At 57.2% G+C, this 20,111-nt stretch carries 18 protein-coding genes; 14 read left to right on the top strand and 4 right to left on the bottom strand.

What is annotated here, in order from left to right; all coding sequences use genetic code 11:
* Positions 1–31 precede the first annotated feature (31 nt).
* The 4 genes from RHM68_RS18555 to RHM68_RS18540 form a co-directional block, all read right to left on the bottom strand.
* Positions 32–745: an HNH endonuclease signature motif containing protein gene (locus RHM68_RS18555; protein WP_322217579.1), complete on the bottom strand. Its 714-nt coding sequence runs from the start codon at positions 743–745 to the stop codon at positions 32–34.
* 308 nt (positions 746–1,053) lie between these two features.
* Positions 1,054–2,304: a ribonucleotide-diphosphate reductase subunit beta gene (locus tag RHM68_RS18550; protein WP_322217578.1), complete on the bottom strand. Its 1,251-nt coding sequence runs from the start codon at positions 2,302–2,304 to the stop codon at positions 1,054–1,056.
* Between the two features lie 515 nt (positions 2,305–2,819).
* Entirely contained in the window at positions 2,820–3,095 is a 276-nt protein-coding gene (locus tag RHM68_RS18545; RefSeq protein ID WP_322217576.1) for a hypothetical protein, read from the bottom strand.
* Between the two features lie 183 nt (positions 3,096–3,278).
* A complete protein-coding gene (locus RHM68_RS18540) occupies positions 3,279–3,545 on the bottom strand; it encodes a DUF2790 domain-containing protein (RefSeq protein ID WP_322217574.1) in 267 nt (88 codons plus the stop codon).
* Between the two features lie 415 nt (positions 3,546–3,960).
* On the opposite strand from RHM68_RS18540, the gene acs reads away from it, so the two are divergent.
* The 14 genes from acs to astE all read left to right on the top strand — a co-directional run bounded on the left by acs (position 3,961) and on the right by astE (position 20,035).
* On the top strand, positions 3,961–5,916 hold the full coding sequence (acs, locus tag RHM68_RS18535) for an acetate--CoA ligase (protein WP_322217572.1): 1,956 nt from the start codon (positions 3,961–3,963) through the stop codon (positions 5,914–5,916).
* A 589-nt stretch (positions 5,917–6,505) separates the two neighbouring features.
* Positions 6,506–7,279 (top strand): ABC transporter substrate-binding protein, encoded by a 774-nt coding sequence (locus RHM68_RS18530; RefSeq protein ID WP_322217568.1) that lies wholly within the window; start codon positions 6,506–6,508, stop codon positions 7,277–7,279.
* 91 nt (positions 7,280–7,370) lie between these two features.
* A complete protein-coding gene (locus tag RHM68_RS18525; RefSeq protein WP_322217567.1) occupies positions 7,371–8,060 on the top strand; it encodes an ABC transporter permease in 690 nt (229 codons plus the stop codon).
* Positions 8,057–8,755 (top strand): ABC transporter permease, encoded by a 699-nt coding sequence (locus tag RHM68_RS18520; RefSeq protein ID WP_322217566.1) that lies wholly within the window; start codon positions 8,057–8,059, stop codon positions 8,753–8,755. Before RHM68_RS18525 ends, RHM68_RS18520 begins: the two co-directional genes overlap by 4 nt.
* Position 8,756: 1 nt before the next feature.
* Positions 8,757–9,869, top strand: coding sequence for a M14 family metallopeptidase (locus RHM68_RS18515; RefSeq protein ID WP_322217564.1), 1,113 nt, complete (start codon positions 8,757–8,759; stop codon positions 9,867–9,869).
* A gap of 27 nt (positions 9,870–9,896) precedes the next feature.
* Positions 9,897–10,661, top strand: coding sequence for an ABC transporter ATP-binding protein (locus tag RHM68_RS18510; protein WP_322217563.1), 765 nt, complete (start codon positions 9,897–9,899; stop codon positions 10,659–10,661).
* Between the two features lie 112 nt (positions 10,662–10,773).
* Positions 10,774–11,754 carry a GlxA family transcriptional regulator gene (locus tag RHM68_RS18505; protein WP_322217561.1) on the top strand — a complete coding sequence of 327 codons (981 nt, stop codon included), beginning with the start codon at positions 10,774–10,776 and terminating at the stop codon, positions 11,752–11,754.
* Positions 11,755–12,178: 424 nt separating this feature from the next.
* Positions 12,179–13,399 (top strand): aspartate aminotransferase family protein, encoded by a 1,221-nt coding sequence (locus tag RHM68_RS18500; RefSeq protein ID WP_322217559.1) that lies wholly within the window; start codon positions 12,179–12,181, stop codon positions 13,397–13,399.
* Positions 13,400–13,617: 218 nt separating this feature from the next.
* Positions 13,618–14,637, top strand: a complete 1,020-nt coding sequence (aruF, locus tag RHM68_RS18495; protein WP_322217557.1) for an arginine/ornithine succinyltransferase subunit alpha — start codon at positions 13,618–13,620, stop codon at positions 14,635–14,637.
* Between the two features lie 53 nt (positions 14,638–14,690).
* On the top strand, positions 14,691–15,716 hold the full coding sequence (gene astA, locus RHM68_RS18490; protein WP_322217555.1) for an arginine N-succinyltransferase: 1,026 nt from the start codon (positions 14,691–14,693) through the stop codon (positions 15,714–15,716).
* The gene (astD, locus tag RHM68_RS18485; RefSeq protein ID WP_322223850.1) at positions 15,713–17,182 is read left to right on the top strand and encodes a succinylglutamate-semialdehyde dehydrogenase; all 1,470 of its coding nucleotides are present in this window, start codon (positions 15,713–15,715) and stop codon (positions 17,180–17,182) included. Before astA ends, astD begins: the two co-directional genes overlap by 4 nt.
* Positions 17,183–17,308: 126 nt before the next feature.
* Positions 17,309–18,655: an N-succinylarginine dihydrolase gene (gene astB, locus RHM68_RS18480; RefSeq protein WP_322217552.1), complete on the top strand. Its 1,347-nt coding sequence runs from the start codon at positions 17,309–17,311 to the stop codon at positions 18,653–18,655.
* 67 nt (positions 18,656–18,722) lie between these two features.
* The gene (locus RHM68_RS18475) at positions 18,723–19,013 is read left to right on the top strand and encodes a hypothetical protein (protein WP_030131779.1); all 291 of its coding nucleotides are present in this window, start codon (positions 18,723–18,725) and stop codon (positions 19,011–19,013) included.
* Positions 19,014–19,024: 11 nt separating this feature from the next.
* A complete protein-coding gene (gene astE, locus RHM68_RS18470) occupies positions 19,025–20,035 on the top strand; it encodes a succinylglutamate desuccinylase (protein WP_322217548.1) in 1,011 nt (336 codons plus the stop codon).
* Positions 20,036–20,111 lie beyond the last annotated feature (76 nt).

Genomic DNA, 20,111 nt, shown 5'->3' with positions numbered 1-20,111 from the left:
GGAGGGTATTAATAGTGGGAGGTGGGATGAATTACTCTGGAATTAATCGTCCAACCTTTAAATAAAGCGAAGCAGTAAACGCCTCCCTGTCGTTCGAGTAATGGCACCGACGATGACAGTTTGGGCACAGCGCTACGGCGTTGGTGATTTGATCCGAACCTTTTTCGGCGAGGGGCTTAACGTGGTGAACTTCCAGATAAGGCAAATCAAATTTTTGAAACGGAGCGGGCTCGCCACAGCCATTGCAATGGCCTTCGGCTTCATTTCGAACCCATGCCCTAACCTCGGGGTCACGGAAATATACCGTGCGCGAGCTAGCCGCCTGCGTTGGTTTTTTAATGCCCTTGGGGGGTTCCTTTATCTTTTGCTTTTGTAGCGCCGCAGCGCGACGTTCGAGCGTCTCTTCATCGGCAGTTGGAGCTTTAGGGTCGCCAGGCTGAATGCCCTTTTCACTTAGCACTGCGCGGATTGATTGCTCAACGTTAGCGCCCACGTTTCTGGCCGGCTTATATCCTTTGATGAACTCCCGATCCATCTTCATCAGAACCGTAGAGATGTTCTGCATCCGAAATTCGACAGACCCTTTGGTACGGGTGGGTAAGGCCGTTTCGCGTAAAGAAATATTCGCCGCAGTCTTAACGAACTTCTGGCCCTTTTTCTCCAGCGCGAGCATCTCCAGATAGGCGTCTACCGCTGCCTTAATTTCCGGAATACTCCAATCGCTTTCTTTCTTCTTTACGCTCATGACATCGCCGAGGGTTGAACACCTTCGGACGATACTGAGTGGCCCTTACGGCTGTCTACGAAAATTCCTACAGCAAAGACCTATGCATCGTTCAGCCGATCTCTACAGAGACACGCTGCACGAGCCCACTGAATACTTCGATAACTGGAAAACCTCCTTAACTTTCGAATACCAACGCGTCACCCCTTGGTGCTTGTCATTAATGGTTTTTCCTAGACCAAAAAAAGCCCCGATCAAGATCAGGGCTTTCAGTTTTTCGATTTGTCGATTTCAGCTCGTCATCGCCAAATCACGGCTTGCTTATGGAATCAATCCCAGCTAAGTGCGCCGCCGGTTTGGTATTCGATTACGCGCGTCTCAAAGAAGTTCTTCTCTTTCTTCAAGTCCATAATCTCGCTCATCCAAGGGAACGGGTTAGTCGTTCCTGGATACTCTTCTTTCAAACCGATCTGCGACAGACGACGGTTAGCGATGAACTTCAGGTAGTCCTCCATCATCGCCGCGTTCATGCCCAGCACGCCGCGAGGCATGGTGTCGCGAGCGTATTCGATCTCCAGCTGAGTGCCTTGCAGAATCATCTGCGAAGCCTCTTCCTTCATCTCGGCGTCCCACAAGTGTGGGTTTTCGATTTTGATCTGGTTGATCACATCGATGCCGAAGTTCAGGTGCATGGATTCGTCGCGCAAGATGTACTGGAACTGCTCGGCGACGCCGGTCATTTTGTTGCGGCGGCCCATGGAGAGGATTTGGGTGAAGCCGCAGTAGAAGAAGATGCCTTCCAGTACGCAGTAGTAAGCGATCAGGTTGCGCAGCAGCTCTTTGTCGGTGTCGACGGTGCCGGTTTCGAACTTCGGATCGGAGATCGAACGGGTGTATTTGAGGCCCCAAGTGGCCTTTTTCGCGACCGATGGGATCTCGTGGTACATGTTGAAGATCTCGCCTTCATCCATGGCCAGCGATTCGATGCAGTACTGGTAGGCGTGGGTGTGGATCGCCTCTTCGAAGGCCTGGCGCAGGATGTACTGGCGGCATTCCGGGTTGGTGATCAGGCGGTACACGGCCAGCACCAGGTTGTTGGCAACCAGGGAGTCGGCGGTGGAGAAGAAGCCGAGGTTGCGCATGACGATGCGACGCTCGTCGTCGGTCAGGCCTTCCGGGTCTTTCCAGAGGGCGATGTCGGCGGTCATGTTGACTTCTTGAGGCATCCAGTGGTTTGCGCAACCGTCCAGGTACTTCTGCCAGGCCCAGTCGTACTTGAAGGGTACGAGTTGGTTGAGGTCGGCGCGGCAGTTGATCATGCGCTTTTCATCAACGGCGACACGGGCGGAGGCGCCTTCGAGTTCGGCCAGACCTTCTGCGACGTCGAGGGTGTCCAGGGCGGCCTTGGCGCGGGCGATCGCGGCGGAATCGGAAGCGGTCACGGCGCGCGCTTCTTGGGCAGCAACACCACCAGCGGTGTCGAGGCGGTCCATGTTGGCTTCAGTCGCGTGGCCGGCGTTGGCGCCTTTTACCACGGCTTCGCCGCTGTCTTCTTTGTCGAATTCGTCCCAGCTCAGCATGACGTGTCGTCTCCTGCGTGAGGGCCAGTTGCCCGTGTGATGGTTTTTCACACGGTCGTACTGACCGCGTTGGATCTATAGGAATCGTTTTTTGCAGCAGCTATACGCAGGCAATAAACAGAAAATCGTATGGGTTTCCGAAGCCTCTGATGGGCGCAAATAGCGTTAACGGCTTTCGCGTGGACTTCAGACTGGCTTTTCGCCCCTGTAAGGGAATATTACAGGCCCGTTTGAGGCCGCATTATAGGGAAAAAAATCGGGCTGTGGTGCGACGAAGTGGCGCTGAGGACGGTCGGCGGGGGGAGGGTTTTCGGTTGGAGCGAGGGTTTACAGGGCTTTGGCTGGATATCGCGGGTATAGATTTTTTTTTCATAATTTTTGGAGCGAGGTTTTTTTGTTCAAAAAATAGCCAAAAAACCGCTTTTTCACTACATGTTGTGTTTTGAGTTGCGTTTCGGCGCTCCAAGACACAACTAAGCCCGACCGAAGTCGGGCCCTAATGTGGCGTTCAGTCATCAGCTAAAACGAGCGGCACCGACGCGATCAGCACCGTCAGCAGCGACCTTGGCAGTGCCAGTGTGGTCGAAGCCGTCGGCGGCCAGTTTGGCGGCGTTGGTGTGATCAGCGCCATCGGAGGCGAAAGAGGCCGAACCGGTGCGGTCGTAACCGTCAGAAGCGACAGCTGCATCATTGGTGAAAGCAGCCGAACCCGTGCGGTCATAACCGTCAGCGGCGAAAGCGCTGCCAGCGAGTACAGAAAGGGTCAGGGCGAGAATCAATTGGGTTTTCATGGGAGTGGCTCCAGGTTCGTTGGCGTGATGTGCCTTGGTGTGGAACAGATGCTACGCCAACTAAATCGATTTAAAAGTGCATATATTTGCACAAAACAATCGTATTTATCGATATTAGGTTCGGCGCTTCATTTGCCTTTAAAGCGGGCAAGTGGGTCGAACCGTCAAGGGGGAGGCAGGTAATCAGCCGTTAGAACAGCCGTTACCCATCACGCTGTAACGAAGGATGTGACGTTGACCTTTAGAGTCGTCGTATTCCATTTTCATCGGAACCACTTCACACACATTGGGTACTTCGCTCATGGACACAATGTTGGCGATGTCCAGATGAGTAGAGTAGGTGTATTCCTCTACTGCCACGGGTTGCTGCTGTGCGACATCAGTCGGGGCCTCGTCTGCCATGGCGGTTGCGCACAGACTGCTGAGGGCCAGAACTAATAAAGCTTTCATTTAAAATTTACCTTTCTAAAGTCGAGAGGGGTCACGCAATCTTTTTGGGATTGCGTGTGGAACTTCGGTACTGGGTGTTTGATTAACTGCCTTCGTGGGGGCTGCAACTTGGTTAATCAGGTTTGCCTTGTTGGCGAGGCAGATTCTAGGCGTGAGGTTTACATTCATATACCCGTGCTTTTGATAAACACCTTTGACAAATTCTGTAACAATCTCCCGAAAGCGTACTTTAGTCGTGGATGACGACAATTTCACAAAGTCCCTCAAGCCTCTGAAATCAACGTGTTTGAGCGATTTATCGAGGTATAGGCACGTTTTGTAGGGGCTTGTTACTACCATCGTCGAATGGTTCTATAGGCCCAGCCCGGCTACAACATAGGTCTACAAAAACAACTATTCCACCGAGGTAAGAAAGATGAGTGCGGCTTCTCTGTATCCCGTTCGTCCCGAGGTAGCGGCCAATACGCTGACTGACGAGGCGACCTACAAAGCCATGTACCAGCAGTCGGTCGTCAACCCCGACGGCTTCTGGCGCGAACAAGCCAAGCGCCTCGACTGGATCAAGCCTTTCACCACGGTGAAGCAGACCTCTTTTGACGATCACCATGTTGATATCAAGTGGTTCGCCGACGGCACCCTTAACGTTTCCTACAACTGCCTCGACCGTCATCTGGCCGAACGTGGCGATCAAATCGCGATCATCTGGGAAGGGGATGACCCTGCCGAGAGTCGCAACATCACCTATCGCGAGTTGCACGAAGAAGTCTGCAAGTTTGCCAACGCCCTGCGCGGGCAGGATGTACACCGCGGCGACGTGGTGACTATCTATATGCCGATGATCCCCGAAGCTGTGGTCGCCATGTTGGCCTGCACCCGGATCGGTGCGATTCACTCGGTGGTGTTTGGTGGCTTCTCGCCGGAAGCTCTGGCTGGCCGGATCATCGATTGCCGCTCCAAAGTGGTGATCACTGCTGACGAAGGCATTCGTGCCGGTAAGCGGATCCCGCTCAAGACCAACGTCGATGACGCGCTGACCAATCCAGAAACCAGCAGCATCCAGAAAGTCATCGTGTGCAAGCGCACCGGCGGCGATATCAAGTGGAACCAGCATCGCGACATCTGGTACGAAGACCTGATGAAAGTAGCGGGCAGTGTTTGCGCGCCGAAAGAGATGGGCGCTGAAGAAGCGCTGTTCATTCTTTATACCTCCGGCTCTACCGGCAAGCCGAAGGGCGTACAGCACACCACCGGCGGTTACCTGCTTTATGCGGCCATGACCCATGAGCGCGTGTTCGACTACCGTCCGGGCGAAGTGTACTGGTGTACCGCCGACGTTGGCTGGATCACCGGCCACACCTATATCGTTTATGGTCCGTTGGCCAATGGCGCGACCACGCTGCTGTTTGAAGGCGTCCCGAACTACCCAGACATCACCCGGGTGGCGAAGATTGTCGACAAGCACAAGGTCAACATCCTCTACACCGCACCTACCGCGATCCGCGCAATGATGGCGTCGGGCAAGGCGGCTGTTGAAGGCGCCGATGGCAGCAGCTTGCGTCTGTTGGGTTCGGTCGGTGAGCCAATTAACCCGGAAGCGTGGGATTGGTACTACAAAAACGTAGGGCAATCCCGTTGCCCAATCGTGGATACCTGGTGGCAAACCGAGACCGGCGCAACGCTGATGAGTCCTTTACCCGGCGCTCATGCCCTGAAACCAGGTTCGGCTGCGCGCCCGTTCTTCGGCGTGGTGCCTGCCTTGGTGGACAACCTGGGTAACATTATCGAAGGCGTTGCCGAGGGCAACCTGGTGATTCTCGATTCGTGGCCGGGTCAGGCGCGCACCTTGTATCGCGACCATGACCGTTTCGTCGACACCTACTTCAAGACGTTCCGTGGCATGTACTTCACCGGTGATGGTGCTCGTCGTGACGAAGACGGTTACTACTGGATCACCGGTCGCGTCGATGACGTGCTAAACGTTTCTGGCCACCGCATGGGTACTGCCGAGATTGAAAGTGCGATGGTTGCTCACCCCAAAGTCGCCGAAGCAGCGGTGGTCGGTGTGCCGCATGACATCAAAGGGCAGGGCATTTATGTGTACGTCACCCTGATCGGTGGCGAGGAACCGAGCGAGCAACTACGCCTGGAGCTGAAAAACTGGGTGCGTAAAGAAATTGGCCCGATTGCTTCGCCAGACGTTATTCAATGGGCTCCGGGACTGCCGAAAACCCGTTCGGGCAAGATCATGCGGCGAATTCTGCGCAAAATCGCGACCGCCGAATATGACGGGTTGGGTGATATCTCCACGCTGGCGGACCCAGGTGTGGTGCAGCATTTGATTGATACGCACAAGACCATGAACGCTGCGTAACCGCCGTTCATGAGTGACGCAAAGCCCCGTCAGGCGATGAGCCTGGCGGGGTTTTTTATTGCCTGCTCGTTCCGCTTCGCCAGGGAACGATCACTTAAACAACGTCCAATAATTATCGGCCTCACCTGTAAGCGATTTCCCACTGTTACCCCGCCCGATGAAAGTAACTGAATGTGTAACCGCCCGCCCTGATCCGGGGCATTGGGAAACGCAAAGTCCAGGATCAGGGCGTCCCAAGCCCTTCGGAAAAATAAGACACCACGCTGCGCTTGCCGGATTAGAAGGGTTTGCCAATAATAGGCCCGCAATTTGCAACATAGATCGGTTCTAAATCTTTTGCTCTTGCATGAAAGTGCGAGGCTGTCAATGAGCTCAAGCGGCTTTCTCGGTGCATCTGTAATTTGTTGTCGCATTGAAGAAATATCGGCTTCGGGCCTGTCGTTAGAATGCCGATCACTCGCTCGTCGTTGCTCGCGTTGAAATCAACGTGGGCTTCCTAGGACGCAGCACCGCTTTGCGGTTCCACCCATTCGCATATTGGGCTTGTGCTCACTCTGCCGTTTTTGCCCTTTACCGATGGAGTCCCAAGATGAAGAAACTTGTGCTGCTCGGCGCCCTGGCGCTGTCCGTTCTGTCCCTGCCGACCTTCGCCGATGAAAAGCCTCTGAAAATTGGTATTGAAGCGGCTTACCCTCCGTTTGCTTCAAAGGCTCCGGATGGCAACATCGTCGGTTTTGACTACGACATCGGTAATGCCCTGTGCGAACAGATGCAGGTCAAGTGTGTATGGGTCGAACAAGAGTTTGACGGTCTGATCCCTGCACTGAAAGTGCGCAAGATCGACGCGATCCTGTCCTCGATGTCGATCACTGAAGACCGCAAGAAGTCCGTGGACTTCACCAACAAGTACTACAACACCCCGGCTCGTCTGGTGATGAAGGCTGGCACTCAAGTCAGCGAAGGCTTGACTGAGCTCAAGGGCAAGAACATCGGCGTGCAACGTGGCTCGATCCACGAGCGTTTCGCCCGCGAAGTCCTCGCCCCGCTGGGTGCAGAGATCAAGCCTTACGGTTCGCAGAATGAAATCTACCTCGACGTGGCCGCTGGTCGCCTTGATGGTACCGTGGCAGATGCCACCTTGCTGGACGACGGTTTCCTGAAAACCGACGCTGGCAAAGGTTTTGCGTTCGTGGGTCCGGCCTTCACCGATATCAAATACTTCGGCGACGGCGTCGGTATCGCGGTTCGTAAGGGCGACGCACTGAAAGACAAAATCAACACCGCGATTGCTGCCATTCGTGAGAACGGCAAGTACAAGCAAATCCAGGACAAATACTTCGCCTTCGATATCTACGGCAAGTAACACGTCCCGGCGACACGTTCGAAATGGCGCAAGCAGCAGGATCTCTGAGGTTTGCGCCATTTTTTCATCCCAACTTTCGAGGACCTGAATCATGTTGAAAGGCTACGGGGCTGTCATCCTCGATGGCGCATGGCTGACGCTTCAGCTCGCCTTGTCGTCCATGGCCCTGGCCATTGTTCTGGGGCTGATCGGCGTTTCGCTGCGTCTTTCGCCGGTACGCTGGCTGGCCTGGCTGGGCGATCTGTACTCCACGGTAATCCGCGGTATCCCCGATCTGGTGCTGATCCTGCTGATTTTCTACGGTGGTCAGGACCTGCTCAACCGCGTTGCGCCGATGCTCGGCTTCAACGACTACATCGACCTGAACCCACTGGCGGCCGGTATCGGCACCTTGGGCTTCATCTTCGGTGCGTACTTGTCGGAAACCTTTCGTGGCGCCTTCATGGCGATTCCTAAAGGTCAGGCCGAGGCCGGTATGGCGTATGGCATGAGCAGTTTTCAGGTGTTTTTCCGGGTGTTGGTGCCGCAGATGATTCGCTTGGCGATTCCGGGTTTCACCAACAACTGGCTGGTCCTCACCAAGGCCACCGCGCTGATTTCGGTGGTGGGTCTGCAAGACATGATGTTCAAGGCCAAGCAGGCGGCAGATGCCACGCGTGAGCCTTTCACCTTCTTCCTTGCAGTAGCGGCGATGTACCTGGTGATCACCAGTGTCTCGTTGCTGGTACTGCGTCAACTTGAGAAGCGCTACTCGGTAGGCGTAAGGGCGGCTGATCTATGATCTTCGACTACAACGTCATTTATGAGGCCTTGCCGCTGTACTTCGGTGGCTTGCTGACAACCCTGAAATTACTGGCGATTTCGCTGTTTTTCGGTCTGATGGCGGCATTGCCTTTGGGGCTGATGCGCGTTTCCAAGCAGCCCGTCGTCAACATGAGTGCCTGGCTGTTCACCTACGTGATCCGTGGCACGCCGATGCTGGTGCAGTTGTTTTTGATCTACTACGGTCTGGCGCAGTTTCAGGCAGTCCGTGAAAGCTTCCTCTGGCCATGGCTGTCCAGCGCAACGTTTTGTGCGTGCCTGGCGTTTGCCATTAACACCAGTGCGTACACCGCCGAGATTATCGCCGGCAGCCTGCGAGCTACGCCGAACGGTGAGATCGAAGCGGCCAGGGCAATGGGCATGTCGCGCTACAAAATGTACAAGCGTATTTTGTTGCCGTCGGCCCTGCGTCGGGCGCTGCCGCAGTACAGCAACGAAGTGATCATGATGCTGCAGACCACCAGTCTGGCCTCCATCGTGACCCTGATCGACATCACCGGTGCCGCGCGCACGGTCAACGCTCAGTACTACTTGCCGTTCGAAGCGTACATCACCGCGGGTGTTTTCTATTTGTGCCTGACATTCATTCTGGTGCGCCTGTTCAAGCTGGCTGAGCACCGCTGGCTGGGCTATCTGGCCCCGCGGAAGCACTGATATGGAACGTATCGATCATGCATTGCCATGGAGCCATTTGGGCAGCGAGCGCCAGATTTCGGTGTTCCGCTTTGGTCATGGCGAGCGTAAAGCCTATATCCAGGCCAGCCTGCACGCCGATGAACTGCCGGGCATGCGTACCGCTTGGGAACTGAAGAAACGCCTGGCTGAACTCGAAGCCAAAGGCATGCTCAATGGCGTGATCGAGTTAGTGCCAGTGGCCAACCCGCTGGGCCTCGGTCAACTGCTGCAAGGCAATCATCAAGGGCGCTTCGAGGCCGGCAGTGGTAAGAATTTCAACCGGGATTTTGTGGCGCTTAGCGCGCCAGTGATCGCCGAGTTGGAAGGGCGCCTTGGCGATGATTCTCACGCCAACATCCGAATGATCCGTCAGGCCATGAGTGATGCCCTCGCTGCATTACCTGCGGCCACCAGTCAGTTGCAAGGCATGCAGCGCATCTTGCTCAGTCATGCCTGCACCGCCGATGTGGTGCTGGATTTGCACTGCGATGCCGAAGCCGCGCTGCACATGTATGCGTTGCCGCAACACTGGCCGCAATGGCGCTCGTTGGCCGCCCATTTGAATATGCGGGTTTGCCTGTTGGCGGAAGATTCCGGTGGCAGCTCCTTTGACGAGGCCTGCTCGCTGCCGTGGTTGCACCTGGCGCGACAGTTTCCTGATGCGCAGATTCCGCTGGCGTGCCTGGCGACCACCCTTGAATTGGGCGGCCAGGCTGACACCGGCCGCCCCGAGGCGAAGGCTCACGCTGAAGGTATTTTGGCGTTCCTCGCCGAGCAAGGCCTGATCAGCGGCGAATGGCCGAAACCTGCGCACGACGCGTGCGAAGGCATGCCGTTCGAGGGGACTGAATTGCTGTTTGCGCCGCACCCTGGTGTGGTGAGCTTTTTGCGTCAACCCGGCGAGTGGATTGAAGCTGGCGACGAGATCTTTGAAGTGATTGATCCTTTATCCGATCGGGTCAGCACGGTGTGTGCTGGCACCTGCGGGGTGCTGTTTGCCATTGAACGGCTACGTTATGCCCAACCCGGTTTCTGGCTGGCCAAGGTGGCGGGGCGCGAAGCGCTGCGTCACGGGCGCTTGCTCAACGACTGACTGACTGTTTTTGTGAGAACCGACCGCATGTACAAACTTGAAGTCCAAGACCTGCATAAACGCTATGGCAGTCACGAAGTGCTCAAGGGCGTGTCCCTGAAAGCGGCGGCTGGCGATGTGATCAGCATCATCGGCTCCAGTGGCTCCGGAAAAAGTACCTTTTTGCGCTGTATAAACCTGCTGGAGCAGCCGCACGCGGGCAGGATTCTGCTCAATAACGAAGAGCTGAAACTGGTCGCCAACAAGGACGGCGCGCTGAAGGCCGCCGACCCGAAACAGTTGCAGCGCATGCGTTCGCGCCTGTCGATGGTATTTCAGCATTTCAACCTGTGGTCGCACATGACCGCGATTGAAAACATCATGGAAGCGCCGGTCCACGTGCTCGGCATGACCAAGGCGCAAGCGCGCGAGAAGGCTGAGCACTACCTGAACAAGGTGGGTGTGTCCCATCGCAAGGACGCCTACCCTGGCCACATGTCCGGCGGCGAACAACAGCGTGTGGCGATTGCCCGTGCGTTGGCGATGGAGCCTGAAGTGATGCTGTTCGACGAGCCGACTTCGGCCCTCGACCCTGAGCTGGTGGGTGACGTGCTGAAAGTCATGCAGGCCCTGGCGCTGGAAGGCCGGACCATGGTGGTGGTGACTCACGAAATGGGTTTTGCCCGTGAAGTATCGAGCCAGCTGGTTTTCCTGCATCAAGGTGTCGTTGAAGAGAGCGGCAACCCGCGTGAGGTGCTGGTTAATCCACAGTCCGAGCGTTTGCAGCAATTCCTCTCCGGCAGCCTCAAGTAATCGCTGCCGTTATGCACCTAATTAGGTCATGCTTCGCGCCGCGCGCCAGATGGTCTAATTTGGTTGCAGCCGCTTTCGGCTTTAACACTGTTTTCGTTTCGGATTGCCCGCCATGACTGCCCATCGAATTGGTTTCCTGATTTGGCCCAGCACTAAAGCTCTGACGCTTGCGCTGGCTGAGGAGGCCTTGCGTGTTGCTCAGCGTGTGCATCCGGACGTTGTTTACGAACTGTCGTTTTTGCAGGCCGAACCGCCGACGGAAGGCGCCTGGCAATTGCCGGGTGAGCCTTGGGTGGGCAAGCTGGAAAATTTTCAGAAGCTGTTTCTGCTCGCTGATGAGCCGCCGACTGCGCTTGCGTCGCCCCTTAGCAGCGCGCTGAAACAACTGGTGCGCGCCGGTTGTGTGATCGGTGGCTTGTCCGCAGGCGTTTATCCGTTGGCGCAGCTGGGCCTGCTCGACGGTTATCGCGCCGCCGTACACTGGCGCTGGCAGGACGATTTCGCAGAGCGTTTCCCGAAAGTCATCGCCACCAGCCACCTGTTTGACTGGGACCGTGATCGCCTGACCGCATGCGGCGGTCTGTCGGTACTCGACTTGCTGCTGGCGGTGCTCGCTCGTGATCACGGCGCCGAACTGGCCGGTGCGGTGTCGGAAGAGTTGGTGGTCGAACGCATCCGCGAAGGTGGTGAACGCCAGCGCATTCCGCTGCAAAACCGCCTCGGCTCCAGCCATCCTAAGCTCACCCAGGCGGTGTTGCTGATGGAAGCCAATATAGAAGAGCCCCTGACCACTGACGAAATCGCCCAGCATGTGTGTGTGTCTCGTCGGCAATTGGAGCGGATTTTCAAGCAGTACCTCAACCGGGTTCCGAGCCAGTACTACCTGGAACTGCGCTTGAACAAAGCCCGACAAATGCTGATGCAAACCAGCAAGTCGATCATCCAGATCGGCCTGTCCTGTGGCTTCTCCTCTGGGCCGCATTTTTCCAGCGCCTATCGCAACTTCTTCGGTGCTACGCCGCGGGAAGATCGCAACCAGCGACGCAGCAGCAGCCCATTCGAATTGTCGTCTGTGCCTTCAGAGCGCGGTTGACCGCGCTGCTGTTCATTGCCCTCTGAGGGCGACGCCTCAGGTGCGCAAACGACTTCGTCGACTCCCAAGTAATCCCCTGTGCGTTGAAAGTGGGTGGCGGTGACGCGCAGGTTTTTACCCATTCAATTGCAGGCGGCTGAGCAACCCTCTCGGCTAGAAATGAAAGCAGGATATGCGATTGAAGGTGCGGTACATATTTATGCCAGAACTCAATTCATATCCCGCTAACATGCCGCAATGCGCCGTCGGCAGTTTAAACTGCGCCTTTGCGACGCTATATGTCGCATTGCCGTAAACCCGGCTGAAACCGGGGTTTGCGCTATAAGAAGTTGTCGCTTGGCGGCAAGGCCGGGCTGAGAACTGTCCTTACAATCCCCCCATCGCTCGCCAGTTTCAGGCGGGTGTTCCTCATCAGGAGACTCCGATGTCCGTTGAGCACGCTGCGGTAAAACGCGCCGATTTCGACCAGGTAATGGTTCCCAACTACGCGCCTGCCGCTTTCATTCCTGTGCGTGGTGCCGGTTCCCGCGTTTGGGACCAGACTGGCCGCGAGCTGATCGACTTCGCCGGCGGGATTGCCGTTAACGTATTGGGCCACGCGCACCCGGCGCTGGTCGGCGCGCTGACCGAGCAGGCCAACAAGCTGTGGCATGTGTCGAACGTGTTCACCAATGAGCCGGCGTTGCGCCTGGCGCATAAACTGATCGACGCGACTTTTGCCGAGCGGGTGTTCTTCTGTAACTCTGGTGCTGAAGCTAACGAGGCCGCTTTCAAGCTGGCCCGTCGCGTCGCGTTCGACCGTTTCGGCAGTGAAAAATACGAAATCATCGCCGCGTTGAACAGCTTTCACGGCCGCACCCTGTTCACCGTCAATGTCGGTGGTCAGTCGAAATATTCTGACGGTTTCGGCCCCAAGATCACCGGTATCACTCACGTTCCTTTCAACGATCTGGCTGCTTTGAAAGCCGCCATTTCCGACAAGACCTGTGCGGTGGTGTTGGAGCCTATACAGGGTGAGGGCGGCGTGCTGCCGGCTGAACTGGCTTACCTGCAAGCTGCCCGTGCGTTGTGTACCGAGCACGACGCACTGCTGGTTTTCGATGAAGTGCAAACCGGCATGGGCCGTAGCGGCAAGCTGTTTGCCTATCAGCATTACGGCGTGACCCCGGACATCCTGACCAGCGCCAAAAGCCTGGGCGGCGGTTTTCCGATAGCGGCAATGCTCACTACTGAGGCGTTGGCTAAACACTTGGTCGTCGGCACTCATGGCACCACTTACGGCGGCAACCCGCTGGCGTGTGCGGTGGCTGAAGCCGTGATCGATGTCATCAATACCCCTGAAGTGCTGAACGGTGTGAATGCAAAGCACGACAAGTTCAAGACACGTCTGGAGCAGATCGGCGAGAAATATGGCCTGTTCACTCAAGTGCGTGGCTTGGGCCTATTGATCGGTTGCGTCTTGAGCGATGCCTGGAAAGGCAAGGCCAAGGACATCTTCAACGCCGCCGAGCGTGAAGGCCTGATGATTCTGCAAGCCGGCCCGGACGTGATTCGTTTCGCCCCAAGCCTGGTGGTTGAAGACGCAGATATCGATGCCGGCCTCGACCGTTTCGAGCGCGCTGCGGTGAAACTGACGCAAGCCTGATAGACCCTTCGACGCCTGACTGTTCAGGTGTCGATCCAAATTTTGTGTTCCAGACCAGAGCCCATGTGGGGCTGGCCGACTCGCCAAGAGGATCTGACAGCCAACGTTATTGTTTTCTGTCAGGCCACGCTATCGCGAACAGGCTGCGCTCCCGCAGTGGCTCAGTGGTCTGTCTGGACTATTTTCCTCTAAGAGTTTTTCGAGAAAGGAGTGACACCATGCTGGTGATGCGCCCCGCGCAAATGGCTGATCTGGGCGAGGTACAGCGTCTGGCTGCGGACAGCCCGATTGGTGTCACTTCCTTGCCGGATGACGTTGAACGCCTGAGCGACAAGATCGCGGCAAGCGAAGCCTCTTTCTCTGCCGAGGTCAGTTTCAACGGTGAAGAAAGCTATTTCTTTGTTCTTGAAGACACGGTCACCGGCAAACTGGTGGGCTGTTCGGCCATTGTTGCCTCGGCCGGTTATTCCGAGCCGTTTTATAGCTTCCGCAATGAAACCTTTGTCCACGCTTCTCGTGAACTGAAAATTCATAACAAGATTCATGTGCTCTCGCAGTGCCATGACCTGACCGGCAACAGCTTGCTGACCAGTTTCTACGTGCAGCGGGAACTGGTGGGGTCGCCTTGGGCGGAGCTCAATTCGCGCGGTCGCCTGCTGTTTGTAGCGAGCCACCCGGAGCGTTTTGCCGATTCTGTCGTCACTGAGATCGTCGGTTACAGCGACGAGAATGGCGATTCTCCATTCTGGGATGCCATCGGTCGTAACTTCTTTGACCTCAATTACGCGGCCGCCGAGCGTCTGTGCGGGCTGAAGAGTCGGACGTTCCTTGCCGAATTGATGCCGCACTACCCGATCTATGTGCCGCTGCTGCCGGACTCCGCTCAGGAGGCGATGGGCCAGGTTCATCCGCGGGCGCAGATCACCTTCGACATCCTGATGCGCGAAGGCTTCGAGACCGACCACTACATCGATATTTTCGACGGCGGCCCAACCCTGCATGCCCGCGTCTCGGGGATCCGCTCGATCGCCCAGAGCCGTGTGGTTCCGGTGAAAATCGGTGAACCCGTCAAAGGCGCCGGTCGTCAGTACCTGGTGGCCAACGCTCAGTTACAGGATTACCGGGCTGTTTTGCTTGAGCTCGATTACGCGCCAGGCAAGCCCGTGACCCTGGATCTTGAAGCGGCCGAAGCCTTGGGCGTCGGTGAGGGTGCCAGCGTGCGCCTGGTGGCGGTTTAACGCCTTACAGTGAGTTTCGCGGGTGGCGCAAGCGGCCCGTTTGAGGAGAAAGCATGATCGTTCGTCCTGTACGCAGTAGCGATTTACCCGCGCTGATCGACCTGGCCCGAAGCACCGGCACCGGCCTGACTACCTTGCCGGCCAACGAAGAACGCCTGGCCCATCGAGTCGGCTGGGCCGAGAAGACCTTTCGCGGCGAGGCCGGGCGTGGCGATGCGGACTACTTGTTCGTGCTCGAAGATGACAACGGTCGTGTCGTGGGTATTTCTGCCATTGCCGGCGCCGTCGGCATGCGTGAACCCTGGTACAACTTTCGCGTCGGCCTGACCGTCAGCGCTTCGCAAGAGTTGAACATTTACCGCGAAATTCCGACGCTGTTCCTGGCCAACGACCTGACCGGCAACTCCGAACTGTGCTCGTTGTTCCTACACGCCGACTTTCGCAATGGCCTCAACGGTCGTATGTTGGCCAAGGCGCGGATGCTGTTCATCGCAGAGTTCCCACAACTGTTCGGCAACAAGATCATCGCCGAAATGCGCGGTGTGTCTGACGAGGCCGGACGCTCGCCGTTTTGGGAGAGCTTGGGCCGACACTTCTTCAAAATGGAGTTCAGCCAGGCGGACTACCTGACCGGCGTCGGCAACAAGGCGTTCATCGCTGAATTGATGCCGAAATTCCCGCTGTATACCTGCTTTCTGTCGCCCGATGCGCGCAACGTTATCGGCCAGGTACATCCCGACACCGAGCCAGCCCTGGCCATGCTCAAGAGTGAAGGCTTCAGCTACCAAGGCTATGTCGATATCTTCGACGCCGGCCCTGCGGTTGAATGCGAAACCGGAAAAATTCGCGCTGTACGCGACAGTCAGGCGCTGGTGCTGGCCATCGGCACGCCGGGTGACGATGCCACCCCATTCCTTATTCACAACCGCAAGCGCGAAGACTGCCGGATCACTGCTGCTCCCGCACGCTTCGCTGCCGGTACGCTGGTGGTCGATCCGCTGACGGCCAAACGTCTTCAACTCAACGCCGGCGATCAGGTGCGCGCCGTTCCGTTGTCCGCTGCCCGGGAGTCCAAATAATGAATTCGCTATACATAGCAGGTGAGTGGCTGGCCGGCCAGGGTGAAGCGTTCCAATCGCTTAATCCAGTGACCCAGCAAGTGCTGTGGACCGGTGAAGGCGCCACCGCTGCGCAAGTTGAGTCGGCCGTGCAGGCCGCACGTCAGGCGTTTCCGGGCTGGGCCCGACGTACCCTGGATGAACGCATCACGGTTTTGGAAGCTTTTGCTGCTGCCCTGAAAAATCACGCTGAAGAACTGGCTCGCTGCATTGGCGAAGAAACCGGAAAACCGCTGTGGGAAGCGGCGACTGAAGTCACCAGTATGGTCAACAAGATTGCGATCTCTGTGCAGAGCTACCGCGAGCGAACCGGCGAGAAAAGCGGCCCGTTGGGCGATGCCACTGCCGTACTGCGCCACAAGCCACACGGCGTGGTCGCAGTGTTCGGCCCTTACAACTTTCCGGGCCATTTACCGAACGGTCATATCGTGCCCGCGCTGCTGGCCGGAAACAGCGTGCTGTTCAAACCGAGCGAGCTGACCCCGAAAGTTGCCGAGTTGACGGTCAAGTGCTGGATCGACGCCGGTCTGCCGGCAGGTGTGTTGAACCTGCTGCAAGGCGCCCGCGAAACCGGGATCGCCCTAGCGGCGAACGCGGGTATCGACGGCTTGTTCTTCACCGGTTCCAGCCGTACCGGTAATCACCTGCACCAACAGTTCGCCGGTCGTCCGGACAAGATCCTCGCGCTGGAAATGGGCGGTAACAACCCACTGGTAGTCGATCAGGTTGCGGACCTCGATGCCGCCGTTTACACGATTATTCAGTCGGCGTTCATTTCCGCCGGCCAGCGCTGTACCTGTGCCCGCCGTCTGCTGGTTCCTCAGGGCGCCTGGGGCGACACGTTGCTGGCGCGCCTGGTTGCGGTCACCTCGACGATTACAGTGGGTGCATTCGATCAGACGCCTGCGCCGTTCATGGGCTCGGTGATTTCCCTTGGCGCGGCGAAAGCGTTGATGGATGCGCAGGAGCATTTGTTGGCCAATGGCGCCGTCGCACTGCTGGAAATGACTCAGCCCCAGGCTCAGTCCGCCTTGCTGACGCCGGGGATTGTGGATGTCAGCGAAGTGGCTGATCGTCCTGACGAAGAGCTGTTCGGTCCGCTGCTGCAAGTGATCCGCTACGTTAATTTTGAAGCTGCGATCGCTGAAGCCAACGACACCAACTATGGCCTGGCAGCGGGCCTGCTGTCGGACTCGCAAGCGCGTTACCAGCAGTTCTGGCTGGAAAGCCGCGCCGGCATTGTTAACTGGAACAAACAGTTGACTGGTGCCGCGAGCAGCGCGCCGTTCGGTGGCGTAGGTGCTTCGGGTAACCATCGTGCCAGTGCCTACTACGCGGCAGATTACTGCGCGTACCCGGTGGCTTCGCTAGAGACCCCGAATCTGGTGATGCCTGCCTCGCTGACGCCGGGTGTACGGATGTCGTGACACCCCTCCGCGAGCAGGTTTTGCACAATCCCTGTGGGAGCGTGCCGGCTCGCGAAGGCCGCGCCTCGGTCTTACTGAATAGTTACTTGATGCCTATAAAAAACAGATTCTTGTGGAGCCTCGCTGATGAAATCCTATGAAGTCAATTTTGACGGTCTAGTGGGGCCTACCCATAACTACGGCGGCCTGTCCTACGGCAACGTCGCGTCCCAGAGCAACAGTCAACAGTCTTCGAATCCGAAGGAAGCGGCGTTGCAAGGTCTGGCGAAAATGAAAGCGCTGATGGAAATGGGCTTTCAGCAAGGCGTGCTGGCACCGCAAGAGCGTCCGGACGTCGCCGCGTTGCGCCGTTTGGGTTTCGGTGGCACTGATGCCCAAGTGATCGAGCGCGCCGCCAAAGAGGCGATGCCGTTGCTGGTTGCCAGTTGCTCGGCGTCGAGCATGTGGGTGGCCAACGCCGCCACGGTCAGCCCTAGCGCCGACACGGCCGACGGGCGTGTGCATTTCACCGCCGCCAACCTGAATTGCAAGTACCACCGCAGCATCGAACACCCGACCACCAGCCGGGTGCTGGGCGCAATGTTCTCCGACCAGACCCATTTCGCACACCACGCAGCGTTGCCTGCAGTGGCCCAGTTCGGTGACGAAGGCGCGGCCAACCACACCCGTTTCTGCCGTGAATATGGCGAGGCCGGTGTCGAGTTCTTCGTGTTCGGGCGTAGCGCGTTCGACAGCCGTTACCCGGCACCGCAGAAATACCCGGCGCGGCAAACCCTTGAAGCTTCCCAGGCCGTTGCCCGTCTGCACGGTTTAAGCGATGACGGCGTGGTCTATGCCCAGCAGAACCCGTCGGTGATCGATCAGGGCGTGTTTCACAACGACGTGATCGCGGTGGGTAACGGTGAGGTGTTGTTCTATCACGAGGACGCGTTTCTCGACACCGAGCAGATGCTGGCTGAACTCTCAGCAAAACTTGCAAAGGTGGGTGGCAAATTTCAGTCGATCTGTGTGCCGCGGGCTGCGGTAACCGTTGAAGATGCGGTTCGGTCCTACCTGTTCAATAGCCAGTTGCTGTCGAGTCCTGACGGCTCGATGCTGTTGATCGTGCCGGAAGAGTGCCGTGTTAACGAGCGCGTCTGGCAGTATCTGCAAGGGTTGACCCGCTCTGGCGGCCTGATCCGTGAAGTCAAGGTGTTCGACCTCAAGCAGAGTATGCAGAACGGCGGTGGCCCGGCGTGCCTGAGACTTCGTGTCGCGCTCAACGAAACTGAGCTGGCGGCCGTCAACCCTGGGGTTATCATGACGGCGCCGCTTTACGGCTCGCTGACCCAGTGGGTCGAAAAACACTATCGCGACCGCATGACCGAAAATGATCTCGCGGACCCGCAATTGCTGCTTGAGTGCCGGACGGCACTGGATGAACTGACGCAAATCCTTAAACTGGGCGCGGTTTATCCATTCCAGATCAATTGAAAATCGTTGCGCTTGCTTCATTTAATGAGTGAGCGCTGCGTTTTATCTCCCAATGAGAGCGTAAAAAATGAGCGATACCCTGCAGCTGATCCTTGAAGACACCGACGGCACGCAACTGGAAACTTCCTGCACCCGTGTCGCGGTCATGTGGCAAGGCAAAGAGCTGTGGATCCAGCAGGACGGTCGCGGCCAATTGCTGATCGGTGTGGACGTCGAAGAAGGCGACGCTGAATACGCAAACCTGCTGCTGCGCCCATTGGCGACTAATCTGGTCAGTCTGCAACTGGAGATGGAACCAGCTGAGGTCGGCGACGACGAAGACCATGTTCACGGCCCGGATTGCAATCACGACCACTAAGGAATAGCGCTATGCTCGCCCTCGGCAAACTGCTTGAACTGACCCTCGCCGGCCGCGAACCGGCAGAGAAGACTCAACTGACTGTCGAAGGCGTGCGTATGCGCTGGTTGAGCGAAGGTGCGCTGGAAGTTCGGCCACCTGAAGCCCGCGATAATGGCCTCGATCTGCTGTTATCGGCCGGGATTCATGGCAACGAAACAGCGCCTATCGAGTTGCTTGATCGCCTGTTGCATGACATCGCCCGCGGTGATCTTAAACCGCGTGCCCGTATTCTGTTTTTGTTTGGCAATCCCGAGGCTATCCGTCGCGGCGAGCGTTTCGTCGAGCAGGACGTCAACCGGCTGTTCAATGGCCGTCACGAACACAGCAGCGGCTCTGAAGCGTTACGGGCATGTGAACTGGAGCGACTGGCGGCCAGTTTCTTTAGCCTGCCGGATCGAAACCGACTGCACTACGACCTGCATACTGCGATTCGTGGTTCGAAAATCGAACAGTTCGCCCTGTACCCGTGGAAGGAAGGTCGCCAGCATTCGCGTCTTGAATTAGCACGCCTGCGCGCCGCTGGCATGGAAGCGGTGCTGTTGCAGAACAAACCTTCCATCGTGTTCAGCGCCTATACCTACGACAAACTCGGAGCTGAGTCGTTTACCCTCGAGTTGGGCAAGGCGCGCCCGTTCGGGCAAAACGAAGGGGTTAACGTTTCTCTGCTGGAAAATCGCCTGAAGCAAATCATCCAAGGTGACGAGCCTGCGATGACCGACGCGGGGCTGGACGGGTTGCAGCTATTTAGCGTTGCGCGGGAAATCATTAAGCACAGCGACAGCTTCAGCTTGAACCTGCCAGCGGATATCGAGAATTTTTCGGAGCTAGAAGTGGGTTACGTACTGGCCGAAGACATCGCCCAGACCCGCTGGGTCATCGAAGAGCAGGGTGCCCGGATCATTTTCCCGAACCCTAAAGTGAAGAACGGCCTGCGCGCCGGTATTTTGGTGGTGCCGGCGACCGAAGAAAACCTCGTTTAAGCACGCCACAAAACACGGGAGCAAGCCTGCTGCCGATCACGGTGTATCAGTCAAAATAGTCGTCGACTGACACTGC

Origin of the sequence: Pseudomonas sp. DC1.2 (genome assembly GCF_034351645.1) — a bacterium.
Taxonomy (GTDB): Bacteria; Pseudomonadota; Gammaproteobacteria; order Pseudomonadales; family Pseudomonadaceae; genus Aquipseudomonas.
The sequence above is the reverse complement of the archived record's forward strand: the minus strand, read 5'-3'. Positions and strand labels throughout refer to the sequence as shown.

Bases quoted from the DNA above. Each gene is read 5' to 3' on its own strand.
- RHM68_RS18555 (WP_322217579.1), bottom strand. From the start codon at position 745: ATGAGCGTAAAGAAGAAAGAAAGCGATTGGAGTATTCCGGAAATTAAG.
- RHM68_RS18550 (WP_322217578.1), bottom strand. From the start codon at position 2,304: ATGCTGAGCTGGGACGAATTCGACAAAGAAGACAGCGGCGAAGCCGTG.
- RHM68_RS18545 (WP_322217576.1), bottom strand. From the start codon at position 3,095: ATGAAAACCCAATTGATTCTCGCCCTGACCCTTTCTGTACTCGCTGGC.
- RHM68_RS18540 (WP_322217574.1), bottom strand. From the start codon at position 3,545: ATGAAAGCTTTATTAGTTCTGGCCCTCAGCAGTCTGTGCGCAACCGCC.
- acs (WP_322217572.1), top strand. From the start codon at position 3,961: ATGAGTGCGGCTTCTCTGTATCCCGTTCGTCCCGAGGTAGCGGCCAAT.
- RHM68_RS18530 (WP_322217568.1), top strand. From the start codon at position 6,506: ATGAAGAAACTTGTGCTGCTCGGCGCCCTGGCGCTGTCCGTTCTGTCC.
- RHM68_RS18525 (WP_322217567.1), top strand. From the start codon at position 7,371: ATGTTGAAAGGCTACGGGGCTGTCATCCTCGATGGCGCATGGCTGACG.
- RHM68_RS18520 (WP_322217566.1), top strand. From the start codon at position 8,057: ATGATCTTCGACTACAACGTCATTTATGAGGCCTTGCCGCTGTACTTC.
- RHM68_RS18515 (WP_322217564.1), top strand. From the start codon at position 8,757: ATGGAACGTATCGATCATGCATTGCCATGGAGCCATTTGGGCAGCGAG.
- RHM68_RS18510 (WP_322217563.1), top strand. From the start codon at position 9,897: ATGTACAAACTTGAAGTCCAAGACCTGCATAAACGCTATGGCAGTCAC.
- RHM68_RS18505 (WP_322217561.1), top strand. From the start codon at position 10,774: ATGACTGCCCATCGAATTGGTTTCCTGATTTGGCCCAGCACTAAAGCT.
- RHM68_RS18500 (WP_322217559.1), top strand. From the start codon at position 12,179: ATGTCCGTTGAGCACGCTGCGGTAAAACGCGCCGATTTCGACCAGGTA.
- aruF (WP_322217557.1), top strand. From the start codon at position 13,618: ATGCTGGTGATGCGCCCCGCGCAAATGGCTGATCTGGGCGAGGTACAG.
- astA (WP_322217555.1), top strand. From the start codon at position 14,691: ATGATCGTTCGTCCTGTACGCAGTAGCGATTTACCCGCGCTGATCGAC.
- astB (WP_322217552.1), top strand. From the start codon at position 17,309: ATGAAATCCTATGAAGTCAATTTTGACGGTCTAGTGGGGCCTACCCAT.
- RHM68_RS18475 (WP_030131779.1), top strand. From the start codon at position 18,723: ATGAGCGATACCCTGCAGCTGATCCTTGAAGACACCGACGGCACGCAA.
- astE (WP_322217548.1), top strand. From the start codon at position 19,025: ATGCTCGCCCTCGGCAAACTGCTTGAACTGACCCTCGCCGGCCGCGAA.